The sequence below is a fragment of the Lacibacter cauensis genome (assembly GCF_007830055.1).
Classification (GTDB): Bacteria; Bacteroidota; Bacteroidia; order Chitinophagales; family Chitinophagaceae; genus Lacibacter; species Lacibacter cauensis.
In genome coordinates, this window is record NZ_VLLE01000008.1 from 63,875 (window position 1) to 79,466 (window position 15,592).

13 protein-coding genes are annotated in these 15,592 nt (G+C 39.5%); 8 read left to right on the top strand and 5 right to left on the bottom strand.

Translation table 11 applies throughout. The features are described 5' to 3' along the window. Positions 1 to 16: 16 nt before the first annotated feature. Positions 17 to 901 carry a hypothetical protein gene (locus IQ13_RS20720; RefSeq protein ID WP_144888661.1) on the bottom strand — a complete coding sequence of 295 codons (885 nt, stop codon included), beginning with the start codon at positions 899 to 901 and terminating at the stop codon, positions 17 to 19. Positions 902 to 1,102: 201 nt separating this feature from the next. On the opposite strand from IQ13_RS20720, the gene IQ13_RS20725 reads away from it, so the two are divergent. Then, positions 1,103 to 1,975, top strand: coding sequence for an RteC domain-containing protein (locus IQ13_RS20725; RefSeq protein WP_158637454.1), 873 nt, complete (start codon positions 1,103 to 1,105; stop codon positions 1,973 to 1,975). A gap of 97 nt (positions 1,976 to 2,072) precedes the next feature. Here IQ13_RS20725 and IQ13_RS20730 read toward each other — a convergent pair whose 3' ends face one another. Together IQ13_RS20730 and IQ13_RS20735 are read right to left on the bottom strand one after the other, a co-directional pair. Next, positions 2,073 to 3,515, bottom strand: coding sequence for an LGFP repeat-containing protein (locus tag IQ13_RS20730; RefSeq protein WP_144888663.1), 1,443 nt, complete (start codon positions 3,513 to 3,515; stop codon positions 2,073 to 2,075). A gap of 124 nt (positions 3,516 to 3,639) precedes the next feature. Further along, positions 3,640 to 4,131 carry a hypothetical protein gene (locus tag IQ13_RS20735; protein ID WP_144888664.1) on the bottom strand — a complete coding sequence of 164 codons (492 nt, stop codon included), beginning with the start codon at positions 4,129 to 4,131 and terminating at the stop codon, positions 3,640 to 3,642. A gap of 324 nt (positions 4,132 to 4,455) precedes the next feature. On the opposite strand from IQ13_RS20735, the gene IQ13_RS20740 reads away from it, so the two are divergent. The 7 genes from IQ13_RS20740 to IQ13_RS20770 all read left to right on the top strand — a co-directional run bounded on the left by IQ13_RS20740 (position 4,456) and on the right by IQ13_RS20770 (position 14,173). Beyond that, entirely contained in the window at positions 4,456 to 5,133 is a 678-nt protein-coding gene (locus IQ13_RS20740; protein ID WP_144888665.1) for a hypothetical protein, read from the top strand. A gap of 12 nt (positions 5,134 to 5,145) precedes the next feature. Further along, entirely contained in the window at positions 5,146 to 5,796 is a 651-nt protein-coding gene (locus IQ13_RS20745) for a hypothetical protein (RefSeq protein WP_144888666.1), read from the top strand. 17 nt (positions 5,797 to 5,813) lie between these two features. Further along, positions 5,814 to 6,548 carry a sensor histidine kinase gene (locus IQ13_RS20750; protein ID WP_158637455.1) on the top strand — a complete coding sequence of 245 codons (735 nt, stop codon included), beginning with the start codon at positions 5,814 to 5,816 and terminating at the stop codon, positions 6,546 to 6,548. Continuing rightward, positions 6,548 to 7,195 (top strand): response regulator, encoded by a 648-nt coding sequence (locus IQ13_RS20755; protein ID WP_144888668.1) that lies wholly within the window; start codon positions 6,548 to 6,550, stop codon positions 7,193 to 7,195. The genes IQ13_RS20750 and IQ13_RS20755 overlap by 1 nt, the downstream gene beginning before the upstream one ends. 853 nt (positions 7,196 to 8,048) lie before the next feature. Then, a complete protein-coding gene (locus tag IQ13_RS20760) occupies positions 8,049 to 10,184 on the top strand; it encodes a hypothetical protein (protein WP_144888669.1) in 2,136 nt (711 codons plus the stop codon). Beyond that, positions 10,184 to 11,158 carry an MSCRAMM family protein gene (locus IQ13_RS20765; protein WP_144888670.1) on the top strand — a complete coding sequence of 325 codons (975 nt, stop codon included), beginning with the start codon at positions 10,184 to 10,186 and terminating at the stop codon, positions 11,156 to 11,158. The genes IQ13_RS20760 and IQ13_RS20765 overlap by 1 nt, the downstream gene beginning before the upstream one ends. Before the next feature lie 1,335 nt (positions 11,159 to 12,493). Then, positions 12,494 to 14,173: a CocE/NonD family hydrolase gene (locus tag IQ13_RS20770; protein ID WP_144888671.1), complete on the top strand. Its 1,680-nt coding sequence runs from the start codon at positions 12,494 to 12,496 to the stop codon at positions 14,171 to 14,173. Positions 14,174 to 14,457: 284 nt separating this feature from the next. Here IQ13_RS20770 and IQ13_RS20775 read toward each other — a convergent pair whose 3' ends face one another. After that, positions 14,458 to 14,850: a hypothetical protein gene (locus IQ13_RS20775; protein WP_144888672.1), complete on the bottom strand. Its 393-nt coding sequence runs from the start codon at positions 14,848 to 14,850 to the stop codon at positions 14,458 to 14,460. A gap of 221 nt (positions 14,851 to 15,071) precedes the next feature. Continuing rightward, entirely contained in the window at positions 15,072 to 15,542 is a 471-nt protein-coding gene (locus IQ13_RS20780) for a hypothetical protein (protein WP_144888673.1), read from the bottom strand. Positions 15,543 to 15,592 lie beyond the last annotated feature (50 nt).

Below are 15,592 nucleotides of genomic sequence, written 5' to 3' on the forward strand. Positions count from 1 at the left end.
GGATGGCATACTTAGCTTAGCACTTTAGATATTTCTCATGATAAAAGCTATCCAAAAATTCATACTCATATTCATATGCAACACCAAACTGCCCTGCCAGATAAATCTGATGTTCAAATAACAGTTGATTACAATCGTAATAGTACTTATGGCGATAACTTTCCTTTGACTTTTCATTCGCCAGCCTGTCTAAATCTACCGCAGGCAGCAGGTTATAAATATCTTTAGCAATATCGACATCGTCAATAAGGTTGTTGTAGATATCATATGATAATTTTCGGTCAGTTGTAACTATTCCATTCTTTCCTCGGTATGTATAGCGTATCATGTTCCCCCTTTCATCGTATTCGAAGGTCCTCTTTGTTGTTTGATTTCCTTTGGTGTCAAACTTTTGTATTGTAGCGACCCTTCCTTCTTCGTCAAACACGCTATCTGCCACAACTTTCTGGCTTTTATATTCTTTTTCTTCAATAAGTAAACCATTTTCGTTTTTCACTTTCCGTGTTTTCAACCCTCCGTTTCCGTAAAAAGTTGATTCGACTATATTTCCATCTTTGTCCTTTTCTGAAATAATCTTATCGATCACTATAGTATTATTTCCACATTTCCATTCATCTACTCTTCTTACACGATCTTTGAAATACTCTTTTATCAAATTCAAATCTCCATTTTCTCTGTATTCATACTGCTCCCACTTCCTTATTTTTTGATCTCGAAGTGTTTTGTAATCACAAATCCTTCCTTCCCGATCAATTAAAAATTCCCGGGCTAAGTAGCGAACAAAAAACATCCCTTTTCTTGTTTCGGGGATACAGAATTCGCTTATTTTAAATACACCATTCAATTTAAGAATAACACTGTTGAATGTTTTCAGTATTTCTCTAGTCTCGTCTAGGTACATATTCCATTCATTAAAATGAGCCTTCAATTTACTTTAATAATACCGATTGCAAAATCCTAAATACCGATTGCAAAACAACTTTTCTAAAAAAGGTATTATCCTTGTTCTTCTTATTGGCTATTTATAAGTAACCAGAATCAGTTAGTAAAGCCCCCTATGCCGCTGTTCTTTTCAAACTGTCAATCAATAAAACCTTGCAGTATGACAACCAGCAGAAAAAAAGTGACTATGCCGCCATTTTTAAACAAGCTCTTCAGTACAATGCAAGAGCAAGTGGAATTAATTGAGCAGGAAGAGGAAAATATTCTTTACCGGGCAGAAAAATGTATTCACACCACCAAAGCCGCTATGGAGCAGCTACGCACCTATATCAGCAGCTATACATTTGAATCCGCAGCGGAAGAAATTCATTTCTTCAAAGAAATAAAACCCCGCTTCTATAGTAAGCTCATTTACTATCTGAAGGTGTTCAACATTGAAACAAGGCGGCCCAATGGCGGGCAAAAGGCAGAGGAAAAATTTCTGCGCAAAGAAATGCAGCGATTGACACATTTCTTTGATAACAATCTTGAGTTTTACCAATACTACCGTACAGGTGCAACACACTTAGATGAAAAGTATTTCCTGCGGGGTACACAGGATCTTTATCTCACGCTTGACCCGCAATATTTTAATACCGATCCTTCCTTCAGTACAAGCCATGATTACAAAGTGGCAAAACTAATAGCCAACGAATTATTACGCATTTATCTGAATAAAGCAATTGAAGATGTTACCCGGCAAAACGAAACAACCAATCCCTTTACTGCAAAACCGGTCTTAACCTGGACAGGTTCGAAAACAGCACTCATTGAGATGCTCTACGCCTTACAGAGTACAGGAGTATTTAATAATGGTGCGGCCGATGTAAAACTGATTGCTACCTATCTGCAGGAAGTCTTTAATGTAGAGTTGGGAAATTACTACCGCACCTTCCAGGAAATCCGCATCCGCAAAGGCAGCCGCACACAGTTCCTCGAACAGTTAACCAAACAGGTCATCAAACGGATGGATGAAACCGATGAACGATTTTAATTTCCATATAACAGCCAATTAAAAACGGCCGACAGCAACGCTACCGGCCGTTTTCATTTCAATGCATCCGGCGCATATTTTTGTTTTTCTTTCCGCATCAGGATGCCATGTTATTCAACATCGCCTGCACTACCGCAGCAGCAAATCCACCAGCGAAATCAGGACGGAAATAAAAACTGAATCCACCGTCTGCCATCACTTTAAAACTCAGCAAACCTGCATTTTCCGGAATGTTTTGACCGGCTGTAAGATCAATAGGCGCTCTGAAAACTTCTTCCAGCTTTGCGTGCAACCCCTGTGCCAACTCGCTTGTGCCTAGTCCTGCGAAATTATACGTGGATATGCTATGACTGATCTTACGCACATAGATCTTCGAAACGGTTCTTCCGTTTGGTAGCGGGTCGGCAAAAAATTCCAGGTGTAACGTTATCGTATAATCCGGATCCGGAATCCAGTCAACGGCATATTCACCGGTAATTTGAAAAGTGATGATGCGGTTTTTACTTCTCCAGAAATCATAGCGTGTAGGGCCTACGCCAACAATGTTTACACTGTCAATTTTTAATTTGGGGTCTGCCGCATGCTCACGGAAAAAATTTTCAAATGCTTTACGAACCTGGCTGCCGTTAATGGATGCCATACGTGGCTGCACTTCGGCATTATCCTGCCAGAAAATAACACCATTCTGAAAATCACTGTACCACTGAGCCGGTTGATCATTGATTTTCATTTCATCACTGGTCGGGTAACCATACACACTTCTCTCCCAGCCCTGTCTTGCCCAGCTGCTTCTGATGCCTCCCCTTACTTCCATTGGTCCTGTGTGGGGATGCCAGTAAATACTTCCATTACCGGAAAAATGATTATACCTGCCTATTGTATCCGGAGTCGCAGTTTCATCCGTAACAGGTAACAACAAATCACTGTCCGGACCACGCTTGGCATCATATTTTGCTCTAATGTCTCCATGTACTTCATGTGTACCGGTTGAAGGAGAACAATAGATATCACAATTCTGGAAATCAACCTTTACGCCGTTTCGAACAGGAAGCGGGCTGTTGATATTCGATAATGCATTACCTGTAAACCCACTTCCCAATACCATTGCTTTCGCTTTGATATTGGCTGTACAATCCTGGTCATTCAGTTTGGTATTACTGAATTCCATAAAAATATCAGTGTAATCATCACCTTCATCTGTATTTCTAACACGGAAAGAAATCCGATCAGTTGTATTCGCACGGATGTCTTTCGTAAAAGAAGATTGTCCATCAAGATCGCCTGTGTTCTCAGAAGTTCCTTCGAAGAGCAAGGCTTTACCCGATACATGAATATCACCATTTGCAAGTTGTTTTATCAATACAGATAATTCTACACGGATCTCACCTCCGCATTTACCCACAAAAAATAAAGAGTGAGACGTTCTTGCGTTATCCAGGGAAAAGAGTCCCCTGTTTTCAATGGTCTTTGTTTCGTTGGCAACGATGTATTCATGATCCAATATGAAGATTCTTACATAGTAGCTGATTTTATTTTGCATACCATAAATATTTAAGGATAAAAAATAGTTGCACCGCTGGTCTTACAAACCGTCATTACAAGCAAAATCCAACCATCGTATTGTTGTTGTAAAAAATAAGGCCGGCCAGCAAATAAATAAGAAGCTACTGACGCACTTTTTCGTGAACAATAATGATAACGTCAGGACATCTGACTTCCACAAGTTCACCATTCACCCAAATGAAACAGCGTTTGGTTTCTTTTCCAATGGAAACAACTTTTGAAGGGATGAGGGTACCTGCTTTATTTCTAACAACATAATCAACAATGCGGCCTCCGTCAACAACGGCGAAATAACGAAGCCCTTTTTTGCTGTCACTTGAAAATTCATTTTCACCTTCCCTCCATTTACGGTTCGATAAACTGGTTACAAAACTGGCGGCCCTTTCCAGCGTTCGGATATTCACGGTTGTAACAGCATTTCCCAGGTTGGCACATCCACGCATACAAATTTCTCTTTCCGCAGAATTGGTCAGGGATTTACAGTATTCCATACATTTTTTATAGTACTCCAGTGTAACACTGGTTTTCATTTGTGCAATGGTACCCAGGCATGATAACAAGCCGGCAATAAGTATAAGCATGTTCTTTTTCATAACGATGTTTTTAATTTGTAGACCTACTCTGTTACAGGTTTTCGGCTTACCCTGTGTCATTGCAATAACAACACAAAACTATCCAAGGCGGCAGGTGGTATCAATCTTGCTTCAACCGAAAAACCAGCCATATTCAACGACACGCCGGTACCGTTAAAAAACGGAATACATATGTTTCAATAGCGGAATATCAACTTTGCGCACATTGATAGTCAAAACTTTGTTTCATCCAACACATCGTAATCGTTTTTACGTATTGCATTTCTTTAAGTGGCACTCTACCTTTAATCGATCATTTTATTTTTCTATATCAAAATAAACATCATGAAAAAGTTATTGATGATTTCCAACGGCGTCTTACTGCTGATTATCCTCTTTCTTGCCTGCGACAGAAAATCGGGTCGTCCTGTAGTTCTGCAGGGCGATTCCTGTCTGTTAAAAAACTGCAACGAACTGCTTACCTATACTTCTTTTGGGGAGGAAGAAAAAATAACCTGGGATCTGGCACGAGAAATGTCCAGAGCCTATGCTGCTGATGCCGGTAAAAATTTTATCAATGAAGGAGAAAGAGTAACCAAAATGCAGGATGCCTTATCTGTAACCTTTTCGCTTCAGAAATTGAAACAACTCATCTGGCTCATCGAAAAGAAAACCTGCAGAAGCGGCTGCGATACATCTTACAGAATCGGTATCCGTTTTTATTTCGCCAAATACCCGGCTGTTGTAGGTCCTGCATCGGCTTACAGCGATCTGCGGACACTCCCGTTATCATATGCCAATAAGCACACCTTGTTTATGACACCCGCTTATCTAAAAAACGACCAGTGGTATGATTTCGATCCTTTCGGCAGAAGAGGATGCCCGGGTCAGGGATCATTCGACAGTTCAAGAACAATGCTGTTCATGTCAGCACCCGGAGCCGGTACCACAACCGACCAGGATAATCACGGAGGCATTGCTCCCCCGCCCGATGGTGGCACTTTCCCAACAACAGAATACTAGTAATTATTTGAAATGAGCTGGACCATTCTTGTACTGAATTTTGTTGAACTGCTGGCAGCTGTTATCGGGTTTGCAGTATACACAAAACTTGCCAACCGGTATTACCGTTTTTTCCCCTGGTACCTGTTGGCCGTGTTTCTGACGGAAGTTGTTGCAGAGTTTATTGCGTGGAAGCTGCATCTGCCTGCAGTCAACAATGCCATTTACCGTTACTGGGGCATACCGCTGCAGTTCTTTTTTTTCTATTGGTTTTTTTATCAAACATTCAAACACAGTAATCTGAAACCTTGGCCGGTGCTGGCTGCCATACTGTATCTGCTTATCCTACTAACAGATCTTTTTCAACTTGCTGATAAGCCTTTGCGGTTTACCATTTTCTCCTATTGCAGTGGTGGTATTCTTTTACTGATATTGATCATGCTGTACTTTATTTCCCTGATGAAAAGCGATCAGATACTAAAGTACAGCCGTTCTTTTATGTTCTGGATCAGCCTTGGTCTACTCCTGTTTTATTTGCTCACGCTTCCATTTTATGGCCTGCGCAATTTTCTTTACAAGAACTATACAGATCTATTTACAGTCTACAATTATTTTACGCTTGTTCTTAATTATCTCATGTATACCTGTTTCATCATTGCTTTGCTATGCCAGAAAAAGAACTGATCATATTCATCGTCCTGATGACACTGTTACTGCTGGTGCTCCTAAGCGGTATGGTTTTATTTTTGTTTCAGTACCGCAAACGAAAACTGCTGTTCGAAAAAGAAAAAGCCATGACCGAAAAACAACACCAACTCGATCTCTTAAACACGCAGATTACAATTCAACAGGAAACCATGCATGCAATCGGCAGGGAAATTCATGACAATGTAGGCCAGAAACTAACCCTTGCATCCTTGTATTGCCGCCAAACAACAGGGCTGAAAAACGGAGAAACCATCAACCTGCTGATCGATGATTCACTACAGGAATTACGCCGGTTATCGAAAACACTTTCAGATCCCGCTCAATCAACAAGTACATTGGCACAATTACTTAAGCAGGAAGCATCACTTGTTAACCGCAGCGGTATCTGCACCATGCAGATCAATGCAGCCGATAATTTTCCACTGCTTGCTGCAACGGTCAAACAGGCGCTGTTCCGCATTTTACAGGAATTCATTCAAAACAGCCTCAAGCATGCGGCCTGCAGTGAAATACGGTTTGAGTTATTGTCAACACTAGAACAGATCCATATAATTGCAACAGATAACGGAAAAGGATTTAATCCGCATCTTCACTCATCCGGTATAGGGCTTGAAAGTATGCACAGAAGAGCAAAACAAATCGAAGCAAGCCTGCAACTCAACAGCCACCCGGGAGAAGGTACGTCCTTAACAATCATCCTTGATTTGTCAACATCAACACACAGCTAATGAAACAAAGTATTGTTATTGCCGATGATCATTTGCTCATTGCCAAAGCCATCAGTGCCATGATAGATGGTTTTCGGGATTTTCATGTGCTGTACGAAGTAGAGAACGGCCTCAAACTACAGGAGAAATTCAAGCAACCGCAAAATATTCCGGACATCGTTTTACTCGATGTGTCCATGCCACACATGGACGGATTTGAAACTGCCTTCTGGTTAAAAACACATCATCCGGAAGTTGCCATTATGGCGCTGAGTGTACAGGACGATGAACAATCATTACTGAAGATGATCCGCAACGGAGCCAAAGGATACCTGCTCAAAAATGTACATCCAGCAGAACTCGAAAATGCTTTACACACGCTTCGTACCAAAGGCATGTATTTTCCCGAGTGGGCTGCTAGCCGTATTGTTTTGACGCTGTCTGCAGGTGAGCATAAAGCAGAACAGGATATAACAATCAGCGCAAGAGAACAGGAATTTCTCACCCATGCCTGTACCGAACTTACCTATAAAGAAATTGCTGAAAAAATGTTCTGCAGTCCCAGAACAGTCGAAAGTTACCGGGATGCACTTTTTGAAAAATTAAAAATGAAAACAAGAACAGCGCTTGCGCTTTATGCAGTTAAAACGGGCTTGGTAAAGCTGTAAAATTCAAAAAAAATCTCATTCATTTCCGGCTTACGAACCAATCACCTGTACAATAGCAAACAGCTTTTCAATAGCTTTTGTACAATTAAAACTACATGTTGTGAAATAAACTTTTGAATAAATTCCGCAGTTTATAAAGCCGGCCAATAGTCTTCGCCACTCACAGGCACAGCATCAAAAGTATTAATGGCTCGCCTGTTATAGGAAAAAGCGCATGGATTACTTCTGATGAAAACGGAAAGCTTCCTGCTTCGAATTACTTGTTCTTCTGCAGTTTACTATCAATTCAAGTCAATACATTTTTAGGAATGAATCAGTAGCCAAATCGAAAATGTTATCATACAGCTTTACTTATCAATTAACTACGTAATTCGCAAATCGCAAATTGCGAATTATAAATATGGTTGTCGTAACTGGCTTACAAAGAGCGATTCTAGTTATTTCGAAGATTCACCTGCTGCCCCGATCTCTTTATGCTTATATTCAGAAGCCAGCTGCACCAGATAAAATCAAGACCAAAACAACTCCCAAAGAGACATTTCTGAGAAAAAGGATAGTAATACAATTAAAAATAATTTCAACAAAGGGGGATTTTACGGGGGTATTTTTCATTTTCAATTTCTATTTTGTTGCGGTATAGAACTATTGCTATCAACCAAATTCACAAACCAACTGCATGAAACGCTTTCCCCTCCTCACGTTTTTATGTTTTCTTTTCACGCATATAACCGCACAGACAAACAGCGGGTTTATCCATTCATTTGATTCGAAAGGACGAATTACAAAACTACATTACAAAAAATGCTGTGACTACGAATTCATTGCTAGCTCCGATACTGCAATAACTGCCCTGATGGAAACAGACCGCAAACTAAAAAAACAAGCTCGTGAACTATTACTGCCAAAAGTGCAGGAAGCCATCAGGATCGTAAAAAGTAACCAGTACAAAAAAGCCCTGCATACCTTTTACTTACATGTATGGCAGCAGGACAGCAGTTCCTTACTCAACTACCTTACTTATATTGAAACAAGTTTGAAAACCGGCGTAGCCCTCCCAAACACTAATTCTCTTTATAAGACGTTTATTCAGGCATTTGACAAAAATCTGAAATCGGATACGCTTACTTCCTTTGTTACAAAATTATCCGACAACAACACGACCCTCGAACTTTGGAAAATTAATCCGTTCAACAGTTTTGTAATGGATCTGTACAATTATTCATTGCCTGAAATAACCAGCGATACTGCAGTAAAACTGGCGAAAGAAAACATCATTGAAAATACGTACGCTTTAATGGAGCAGAAACTGGAAATCGAAGGATTGTTAAAGAAATACCGTACAATGGAATCATTCAGAAAGGAATTTTATGACTCATTAATCACTGTACATGCAAACATAACCGCAGCAAGTTCTGCATTTCAGCAAAACATTACCATGTTCCAAAAAAACTGGTTCAAGCAATGGTTCTGGTTCAGAGGTGGTGAAATCCGGTTAAATCCAATAGATGTTACCACAAACGATTCGGCCAAAATAAGCTACCGCAATCTGTTAGACACAAACACAATCAAAAAACTAAACAACACGCAGCTGTCATTTGTGCTGGAAGAACGGCTCGACACACTGGTAGCCATCAATAACCGCAAAGATTCGCTGTTACAGGTTGCCACACGGTTAATGAACAAAGTAACGATCCCTGCATCAGGGGCATTTTATAATTACTCCGCTTACAAGGATATTAAATTTGAAAGCAGTAAAAAATATATTCTTTCTGCAATTGAAACCGAACAGCATAAAACTATTGCCGTACACAATGTTTCACTGGGTGAAAAAGCCGGTTTGCTTGAAAAGAATAATCCGTTTGATGACAGATCTCCTTTTCAGGAAGGACTGGACACTGTAGTGGGAACCTTGGGGCAGCTGGCCAAAATTTATGCAAGCCTTAGCCCTTATGCAGGCATTCTTGATTTGTTTTCAGGAACAAAGAAATTAAGTAATTCAGCAATTAACTATGACCCCTCCATTAAATACGACAAGAATAATATTGACGATGAAACCGGCAAGGCTATTGTTTATGTAAAGCGATTTACCATTGCGCCTTTTCAATTTGAGTATAATAACTTCAATGAAGGCAAACCATTCAAGAATAAATTAAAAATTGAGTTGTATAATTACAGTCTGTTGAATGAAACAGTTTTTAACCAGTTATTTTATTCAAATGAATCCATAAAGGTTGCCGCAGGCAAAATCAAAGAATATGAAAATCTGCTTACACGCTATTTCAATGAAATTACAAGTATCGCTATTCAGGATTTAAAAAAAGACAGTTTTCTTCTTGCTTCTGTCATAAATATTTACAGCAATTCCACTTATCCCCGCATGGAGAAATTGGAAACAATAAAAGACGAGAGTGCGGTTTATTTTTCAAAAATACTGGAGACTACTCCGGTACAAAAGCCCACAGAGAAAGACGTTACAGTTTTTACTTTCAACAGCAAGGATACCACCATTATCGGTAAGTTTTCTTACAAAGTAGGTCTGCGATACCGCTTTAAACTCAGTGCGGGTATTGCTTACACTTTATCTGGTTACAACCAGTCAAAAGCCGTGCAGGATGCAAACGGAATTACCATAACAAACAATGTAAGGCAGTACCGTTTTATTGCTGGCATGCATGTATATCTTGGCAAGGGGCTGTACAATCAAAGCACCAGCCTGTTGGACAAAGATTTGGGTAGAAATTATTTGTTTGTTGGTATTGGCATTCCCGATCCCCTTGGTAATGTATACATCGGGGCAGGCAGAGACCTGGTGCCCGGTCTCAAACTCACCGCCGGCATTCACATTGTAAAAAATAATACATACTTAATTCAGAACAACATGATACAGGAGGAAAGGGTAAAATACCAGTATGGCGGACCTTTCGTTGCCCTGCAAATTGATCCAACAAGCTTTATCAGCTTTTTAGATAACCTCACAAAACTTAAATAATGAAGCAAGCTATAATTATTATCACTTTGTTACTACATGTCCTCTGGAGTTGCAACAAAGGCATCGAAGCAGATAACCAATACCTGCGGGGTCGGCTTTTTCTGCTCGACACAATTACACAATCAAGCAATGGCATACCAATAGCTAACAGAAAAGTGCTGCTCACAATTCCTGGCGATAGCCTCAACTATTTATACAGTACAAAAACCGATGCAGACGGCTATTTCAGTTTTACATTGCTGGCCGATGGTCAAAATGAGTTCATTCTGCGAACATTCGACTCCACAAAAGGGTATATCTATCAATCAAGGAAAGAAGTAAAAAGAGGGCAAACCAATGTTGTATTGGTTGAACAACTGGACGAAACATTACAAAATGGATTTGTGCTCAAAACAACGGATGAAAGTGGAAATAGCCTGCAGGGTACAAAAGTATATTTCTATAAAAGTCTTTCATTAGCTGTCCAGAATAGCCCGGCCGGGGCCGTAGATTCATTTATGAGCATCAAGGATGGCAAACTGTATAAATTGCGTGTAACACCGGGTCTTTACTACGTAAATGCTTTGAAAACGATTGATACAGCCACGTTTCAACGTTCATTGAAACAAATTATCATACCATCAACTGGCTTCTTGTACGATAGCATTCAGTTAAACAGAAAAATAACAAATTACCGGAATGGCTTTACATTGGTCGTTATGGATTCTTTAGGAGGTTTCGTACCAAATGCCAGCGTATATCTCTACAACAGCCAGGTATTGGCAGCCAGCAACAGCCCGTTAGGTGTATTTGAGTCCTTCCCTACCGATAATCTTGGTAAAAAAACCAGGTATGATCTACCGGCCGGAGATTATTACATCAATGTAAGCAAAGTGCTTTCTGACACTATCGTTTACCATAGCCTTGTCAATAAACTGGTACTTCCGTCATCCGGTTTTATAAACGACACAATTATTGTAAAAAGGAAAAGATAAAAGCAGGCTATTGCAATCAGAGCAAATTCAATCAGTATCAAATGAACCGATGAGTTGGAAGACTGCTACTTCGTAAAATAATGTAACATGATGGTTTCTGTCCTCCCGGGGTCCACGCTGTGGACCCTGAATTTGTATATACCAACCACATCGGTCGGTCACAACATGTTCCTGAGCTTACGAACAGAATCCTTAACAGATGCAAGGCTATTCATCAAATTCCAGTTTTGTCAGTTTGCTGTTTCGAAAACAATAAAACTCATAGCCGGGTTTTGATACAACTTTAAACACTTTTTCCAGCAATATTTTATCGTAGGCAGGTTTTAGTTTAGCGTATTCTATTTTAAGTTTTTCGGGAAGCTCGTCAAACTCAATTGGCCGTTCGATTTCCAGTCCTTCGTTCGCAGAAACGTCTTCTGAAAAGTACGTTGCGTGCTATTATCCTGTTACACTATCCTATACACTTCTTCCCAGCAACTTCACCTGAAAGGGACATTGCGTTCCATTACCCTGTTACAATGATTTACACACAACGTCCCCCCATCATCTTCGTACAAACAAGCAGATTTATCTATTGGGGAGACGTTGCTGCGAAGAAATAAAAAAGTTATTCGAATTGCGTTAGGTCGGCTTTCACTCAAAATGCATTAACCAAGGTAAAAAAGTATGTCTGTTCATGAATAGAATTTGACAAAAAACAATAAGAAATTATCAATCCGCTTTCGATAGGCATTAAACAATTGATATAACAAACTCATGCTTTCTTAGTTACAGATACTCAGTTTGCTGCAGAACGACCCTATTGAACTAAAAATACAGCTCTAAAACCAGCGGCTTAGTACGTAATTTCTTAACTTAAGTTAAGAAGCAGGTTTGCTGAGGAAGAGAAATTTGCAGAAAGGTTATAAAAAAATGGCTATCAATTAACCAATATAATGATTATCAGATGTTCCATACTAAAGTTCGCAGTAAATCTCAGTTAAACCATATTGAAAAAGAAGGCAACTTCCTTGTAATGCATAGAAAACAGGGAAAGACAAATAGCAATCAAATTAGAGTAATTGTATTTTCAACAACGATGAATTGTTTTGCTCAACAACAAAGTTTTTAAGGCTGTTGAAAAGCTTAATCGATATTATATCAACTGCTGGGAAATAAACTTCCTTTTTGCAAGAAAGTAACTTCTACTTTTCATCCTGAAATGAATTATATAATTCAAGGAATAGAAAATACCATATTGAAAATATTTTATTTGCACTGAAAAGCACAAAACAGGTTGTACCAAATCAAACTAATCAACCCCCGGATTAAATTAAAAAAGAATTACATCATAAAATGAAACTACTATTTTCATTACTCGTACTACTCTTAAGCCTAAGCACAACTGGCTTTGCCCAACAACTAAATACAGCCGACAGCTTATATAATATCGAAGACAGCATACTCATTCCTACCAGATCCGGCATCAATATCTCAGCAATAATTGTTCGCAAAAAAACGAATACCAATCCGCTGCCGGCAATTCTTTTTTATACAACCTATTATCAGGGAGTCGGCGATGCCAATTTCGGAAAACGGTCAGCCGATCGGGATTATGCAGGTGTCGTTGCATATGTGCGTGGCATAAGAACAGATAATAACAACTATGCCCCGTACGAAAATGAAGGAACAGATGTGTATGATATTATTGATTGGATCAGCAAGCAACCCTGGTGCAATGGAACAGTGGGCATGCTTGGCGGCAGCTACACAGGGTATGCACAATGGGCAACTGTAAAAAACATACATCCTGCGCTCAAAACAATTGTTCCGCAGGTAGCCGTCATGCCGGGCTTTGACATGCCGATGGAAAACAATGTTCAAAATAATATTGCTTTGTATTGGCCTTATCAAAATATCTATACGAAGCAACCAATCCGTAGAAGTTTACCGTTTGAATGGTTTGAAGCAGGTACTTCTTTCAGGAGTCTCGATAGTTTGGCAGGAGTACCCAATCCGATATTTCAAAAATGGATGCAACATCCAACCTATGATGCATATTGGAAAAAAATGGTGCCTACAGCAAAGGAATATGCGCAACTAAATATACCGGTGCTGTCTACTACTGGTTACTACGACGGTGCGCAGATTGCAGCTTTACAATATTACAAATTACATACACGGTATAACAAAAATGCCAATCATTACTTCGTCATTGGTCCGTACGATCATTGGGGAGGCCAGAGCAGGGCTGCAAAGAATCTGATGGGATATGAAATTGACAGCGCTGCGTTAGTAAACATGAGAGACCTGGCATACGATTGGCTTGACTGGGTCCTCAAAGGAAAACAAAAACCATCTTTACTGAAGGATAAAATAAATATACAGATCATGGGAGCAAACAGATGGATGCACACCTCTGCGCTTACAACCACAAGCAACGACACACTAATCTTCTATTTAAATAACCAAACGTTGGTGTCTGAAAAACCTAAAATCAAAGCATATAGCAGCCAAACGATTGATTTCAGGAATCGACAAAATGAAAACAACTTTTATTTCCCGCAAATTATAGTTGACACGTTAAACAGCAGCAATGGCTTGGTTTTTAAAACAGCGCCTTTTCAAAAGGAATTTATAATCAATGGTTCTTTTTTAGGCAACCTGTTTTTAACCGTCAATAAAAGAGATATAGATATTTCGCTGGCATTGTTTGAGCAAATGCCCAATGGTCAATATTTTTACCTTACCAGGTATTTGGGCAGGGCCAGCTATTCAAAAGATAATTCCAGGCGGCAACTTCTTCAACCAGGCAAAACTGAAAGTATCCCATTCGAAATAACCCGGTTTATCAGTAAACGTATCAGCAAGGGCAGTCGTCTCGTAATCTTACTCAATACCAATAAACAACCTTTCGAAATAATCAACTATGGTTCCGGAAAAGAAGTTATTGATGAAACAATAAATGATGCCGGGATGCCGCTGCAAATTAAATGGCACAATCACAGCTATCTAAAAATACCTATCTGGAAGTAATAGTCTGAATACGAATGCTGACAAATCCTACAATCACTGGTTCAAATACTGGTTCAACAAACCAAGACGAAAACAATAACCCTTTTTTCTCAGCATTCTATGACAACACCAAATTAAGATTAAGCAGCAAATTTCATTGTAAAAACTTGCTCATCCGGGGTCTCACCTAGTGGACCCCGAATTTGTATAAATTATCTCTCTGGCTGTTTATATTAGCCCAAGCCTAACGGAAATGAATATTTGTGTACATACTAATCAGCTGGGCACCAAACAACAGGGTACACTTAATAAATCGGAATCACCAAACGGTCCTCTTCTTTTCCCCATTGTACCTGCCATGCTCTGCCATCTATTTGGTCAAGCAATACAAAAGTATAAATGTTGGTTGTGGGGTAAAGAAAGAAGCGGCCATTCTTCTCTTGCTCTTTTTTTACCCGGGGCATATCCGATAATGTATTCTCAAAGCGGTATTTGCTTTCTGTACCCCATTGCACTTGCCACATTTGTCCATTGCGTGTATTCAGTTTAATAAACGTATACATGTTTTTGGTAGTAAAGAGCCTGTATACAACCGAACTATCTGTAGAAATGGTTTGAACAGGAACCTCGGATGTACTTTGCGCAACCGCAAAAATTGTCGCTAGTATAAATGTAGTGGTAAAAATAAATTTTCGCATAGCAGTATAAGTGTTTAATGGTTTCGTTTGTTCAGAGTCTCACATAGTAAACTCCTCATTGCAACTGTTCTAACTCTCATATGTTTTACCGGTTGGAGTCTTCTCCAACCGGTTTCTTTTTATGACATTGTTTCGGTTGCAGTAGTCATCAACCGATAAGAAGAGATCCGTGTTAATTCTTCAGCCAGCATAGCAGCAACCCCCATGCAAGCCGCAGCTTATTACAGACTAACTTTTGTTGTCTTGTCTAGTAGTATAAACTTCATAGTTTGGTTTACTATAGTTACTGTCATTTCTGATGGTTTGTCAATAAGGTGCCGGCTTACTAATTGCTTAAAGTCAGTTATTTCCGAAGTCGTCAAACGAATAGTCTTTCGTATTAATAATTCAGAAAAGTATTCAATTGTTACAGCTCCTGATTCCTTTACAACAGTCGAAAAATATTTCCGCTGCGAAAATGGCAAGCGTAATAAAGTACCAGCAACAAACAAAGCTGCCGTCTCCGCAATTTCCTTATTAAAAATCGGGCAGGCAAACCATATAATAATTGCTGTTAATAAAGGGTGTCCAAAAGTCATGATTGAAATTTTCACTTTTGTCGAGGTTCGCAAATTCTCAACATATGCGAATAGAAGTGTCCCAACTGTCGGATGAACAATCAATATTATTAATAAGGCATACAAAATATTCATAGCTTGTCAGGTTATAACGTAGTCGGCATAATTGCGGCTAACGTTTACAG

Coding starts and splice junctions, on each gene's coding strand:
- IQ13_RS20735 (WP_144888664.1), bottom strand. CDS start 4,131: ATGAAAAAGAACATGCTTATACTTATTGCCGGCTTGTTATCATGCCTG.
- IQ13_RS20720 (WP_144888661.1), bottom strand. CDS start 901: ATGTACCTAGACGAGACTAGAGAAATACTGAAAACATTCAACAGTGTT.
- IQ13_RS20765 (WP_144888670.1), top strand. CDS start 10,184: ATGAAGCAAGCTATAATTATTATCACTTTGTTACTACATGTCCTCTGG.
- IQ13_RS20775 (WP_144888672.1), bottom strand. CDS start 14,850: ATGCGAAAATTTATTTTTACCACTACATTTATACTAGCGACAATTTTT.
- IQ13_RS20725 (WP_158637454.1), top strand. CDS start 1,103: ATGACAACCAGCAGAAAAAAAGTGACTATGCCGCCATTTTTAAACAAG.
- IQ13_RS20780 (WP_144888673.1), bottom strand. CDS start 15,542: ATGAATATTTTGTATGCCTTATTAATAATATTGATTGTTCATCCGACA.
- IQ13_RS20730 (WP_144888663.1), bottom strand. CDS start 3,515: ATGCAAAATAAAATCAGCTACTATGTAAGAATCTTCATATTGGATCAT.
- IQ13_RS20750 (WP_158637455.1), top strand. CDS start 5,814: ATGACACTGTTACTGCTGGTGCTCCTAAGCGGTATGGTTTTATTTTTG.
- IQ13_RS20755 (WP_144888668.1), top strand. CDS start 6,548: ATGAAACAAAGTATTGTTATTGCCGATGATCATTTGCTCATTGCCAAA.
- IQ13_RS20745 (WP_144888666.1), top strand. CDS start 5,146: ATGAGCTGGACCATTCTTGTACTGAATTTTGTTGAACTGCTGGCAGCT.
- IQ13_RS20740 (WP_144888665.1), top strand. CDS start 4,456: ATGAAAAAGTTATTGATGATTTCCAACGGCGTCTTACTGCTGATTATC.
- IQ13_RS20760 (WP_144888669.1), top strand. CDS start 8,049: ATGGAAACAGACCGCAAACTAAAAAAACAAGCTCGTGAACTATTACTG.
- IQ13_RS20770 (WP_144888671.1), top strand. CDS start 12,494: ATGAAACTACTATTTTCATTACTCGTACTACTCTTAAGCCTAAGCACA.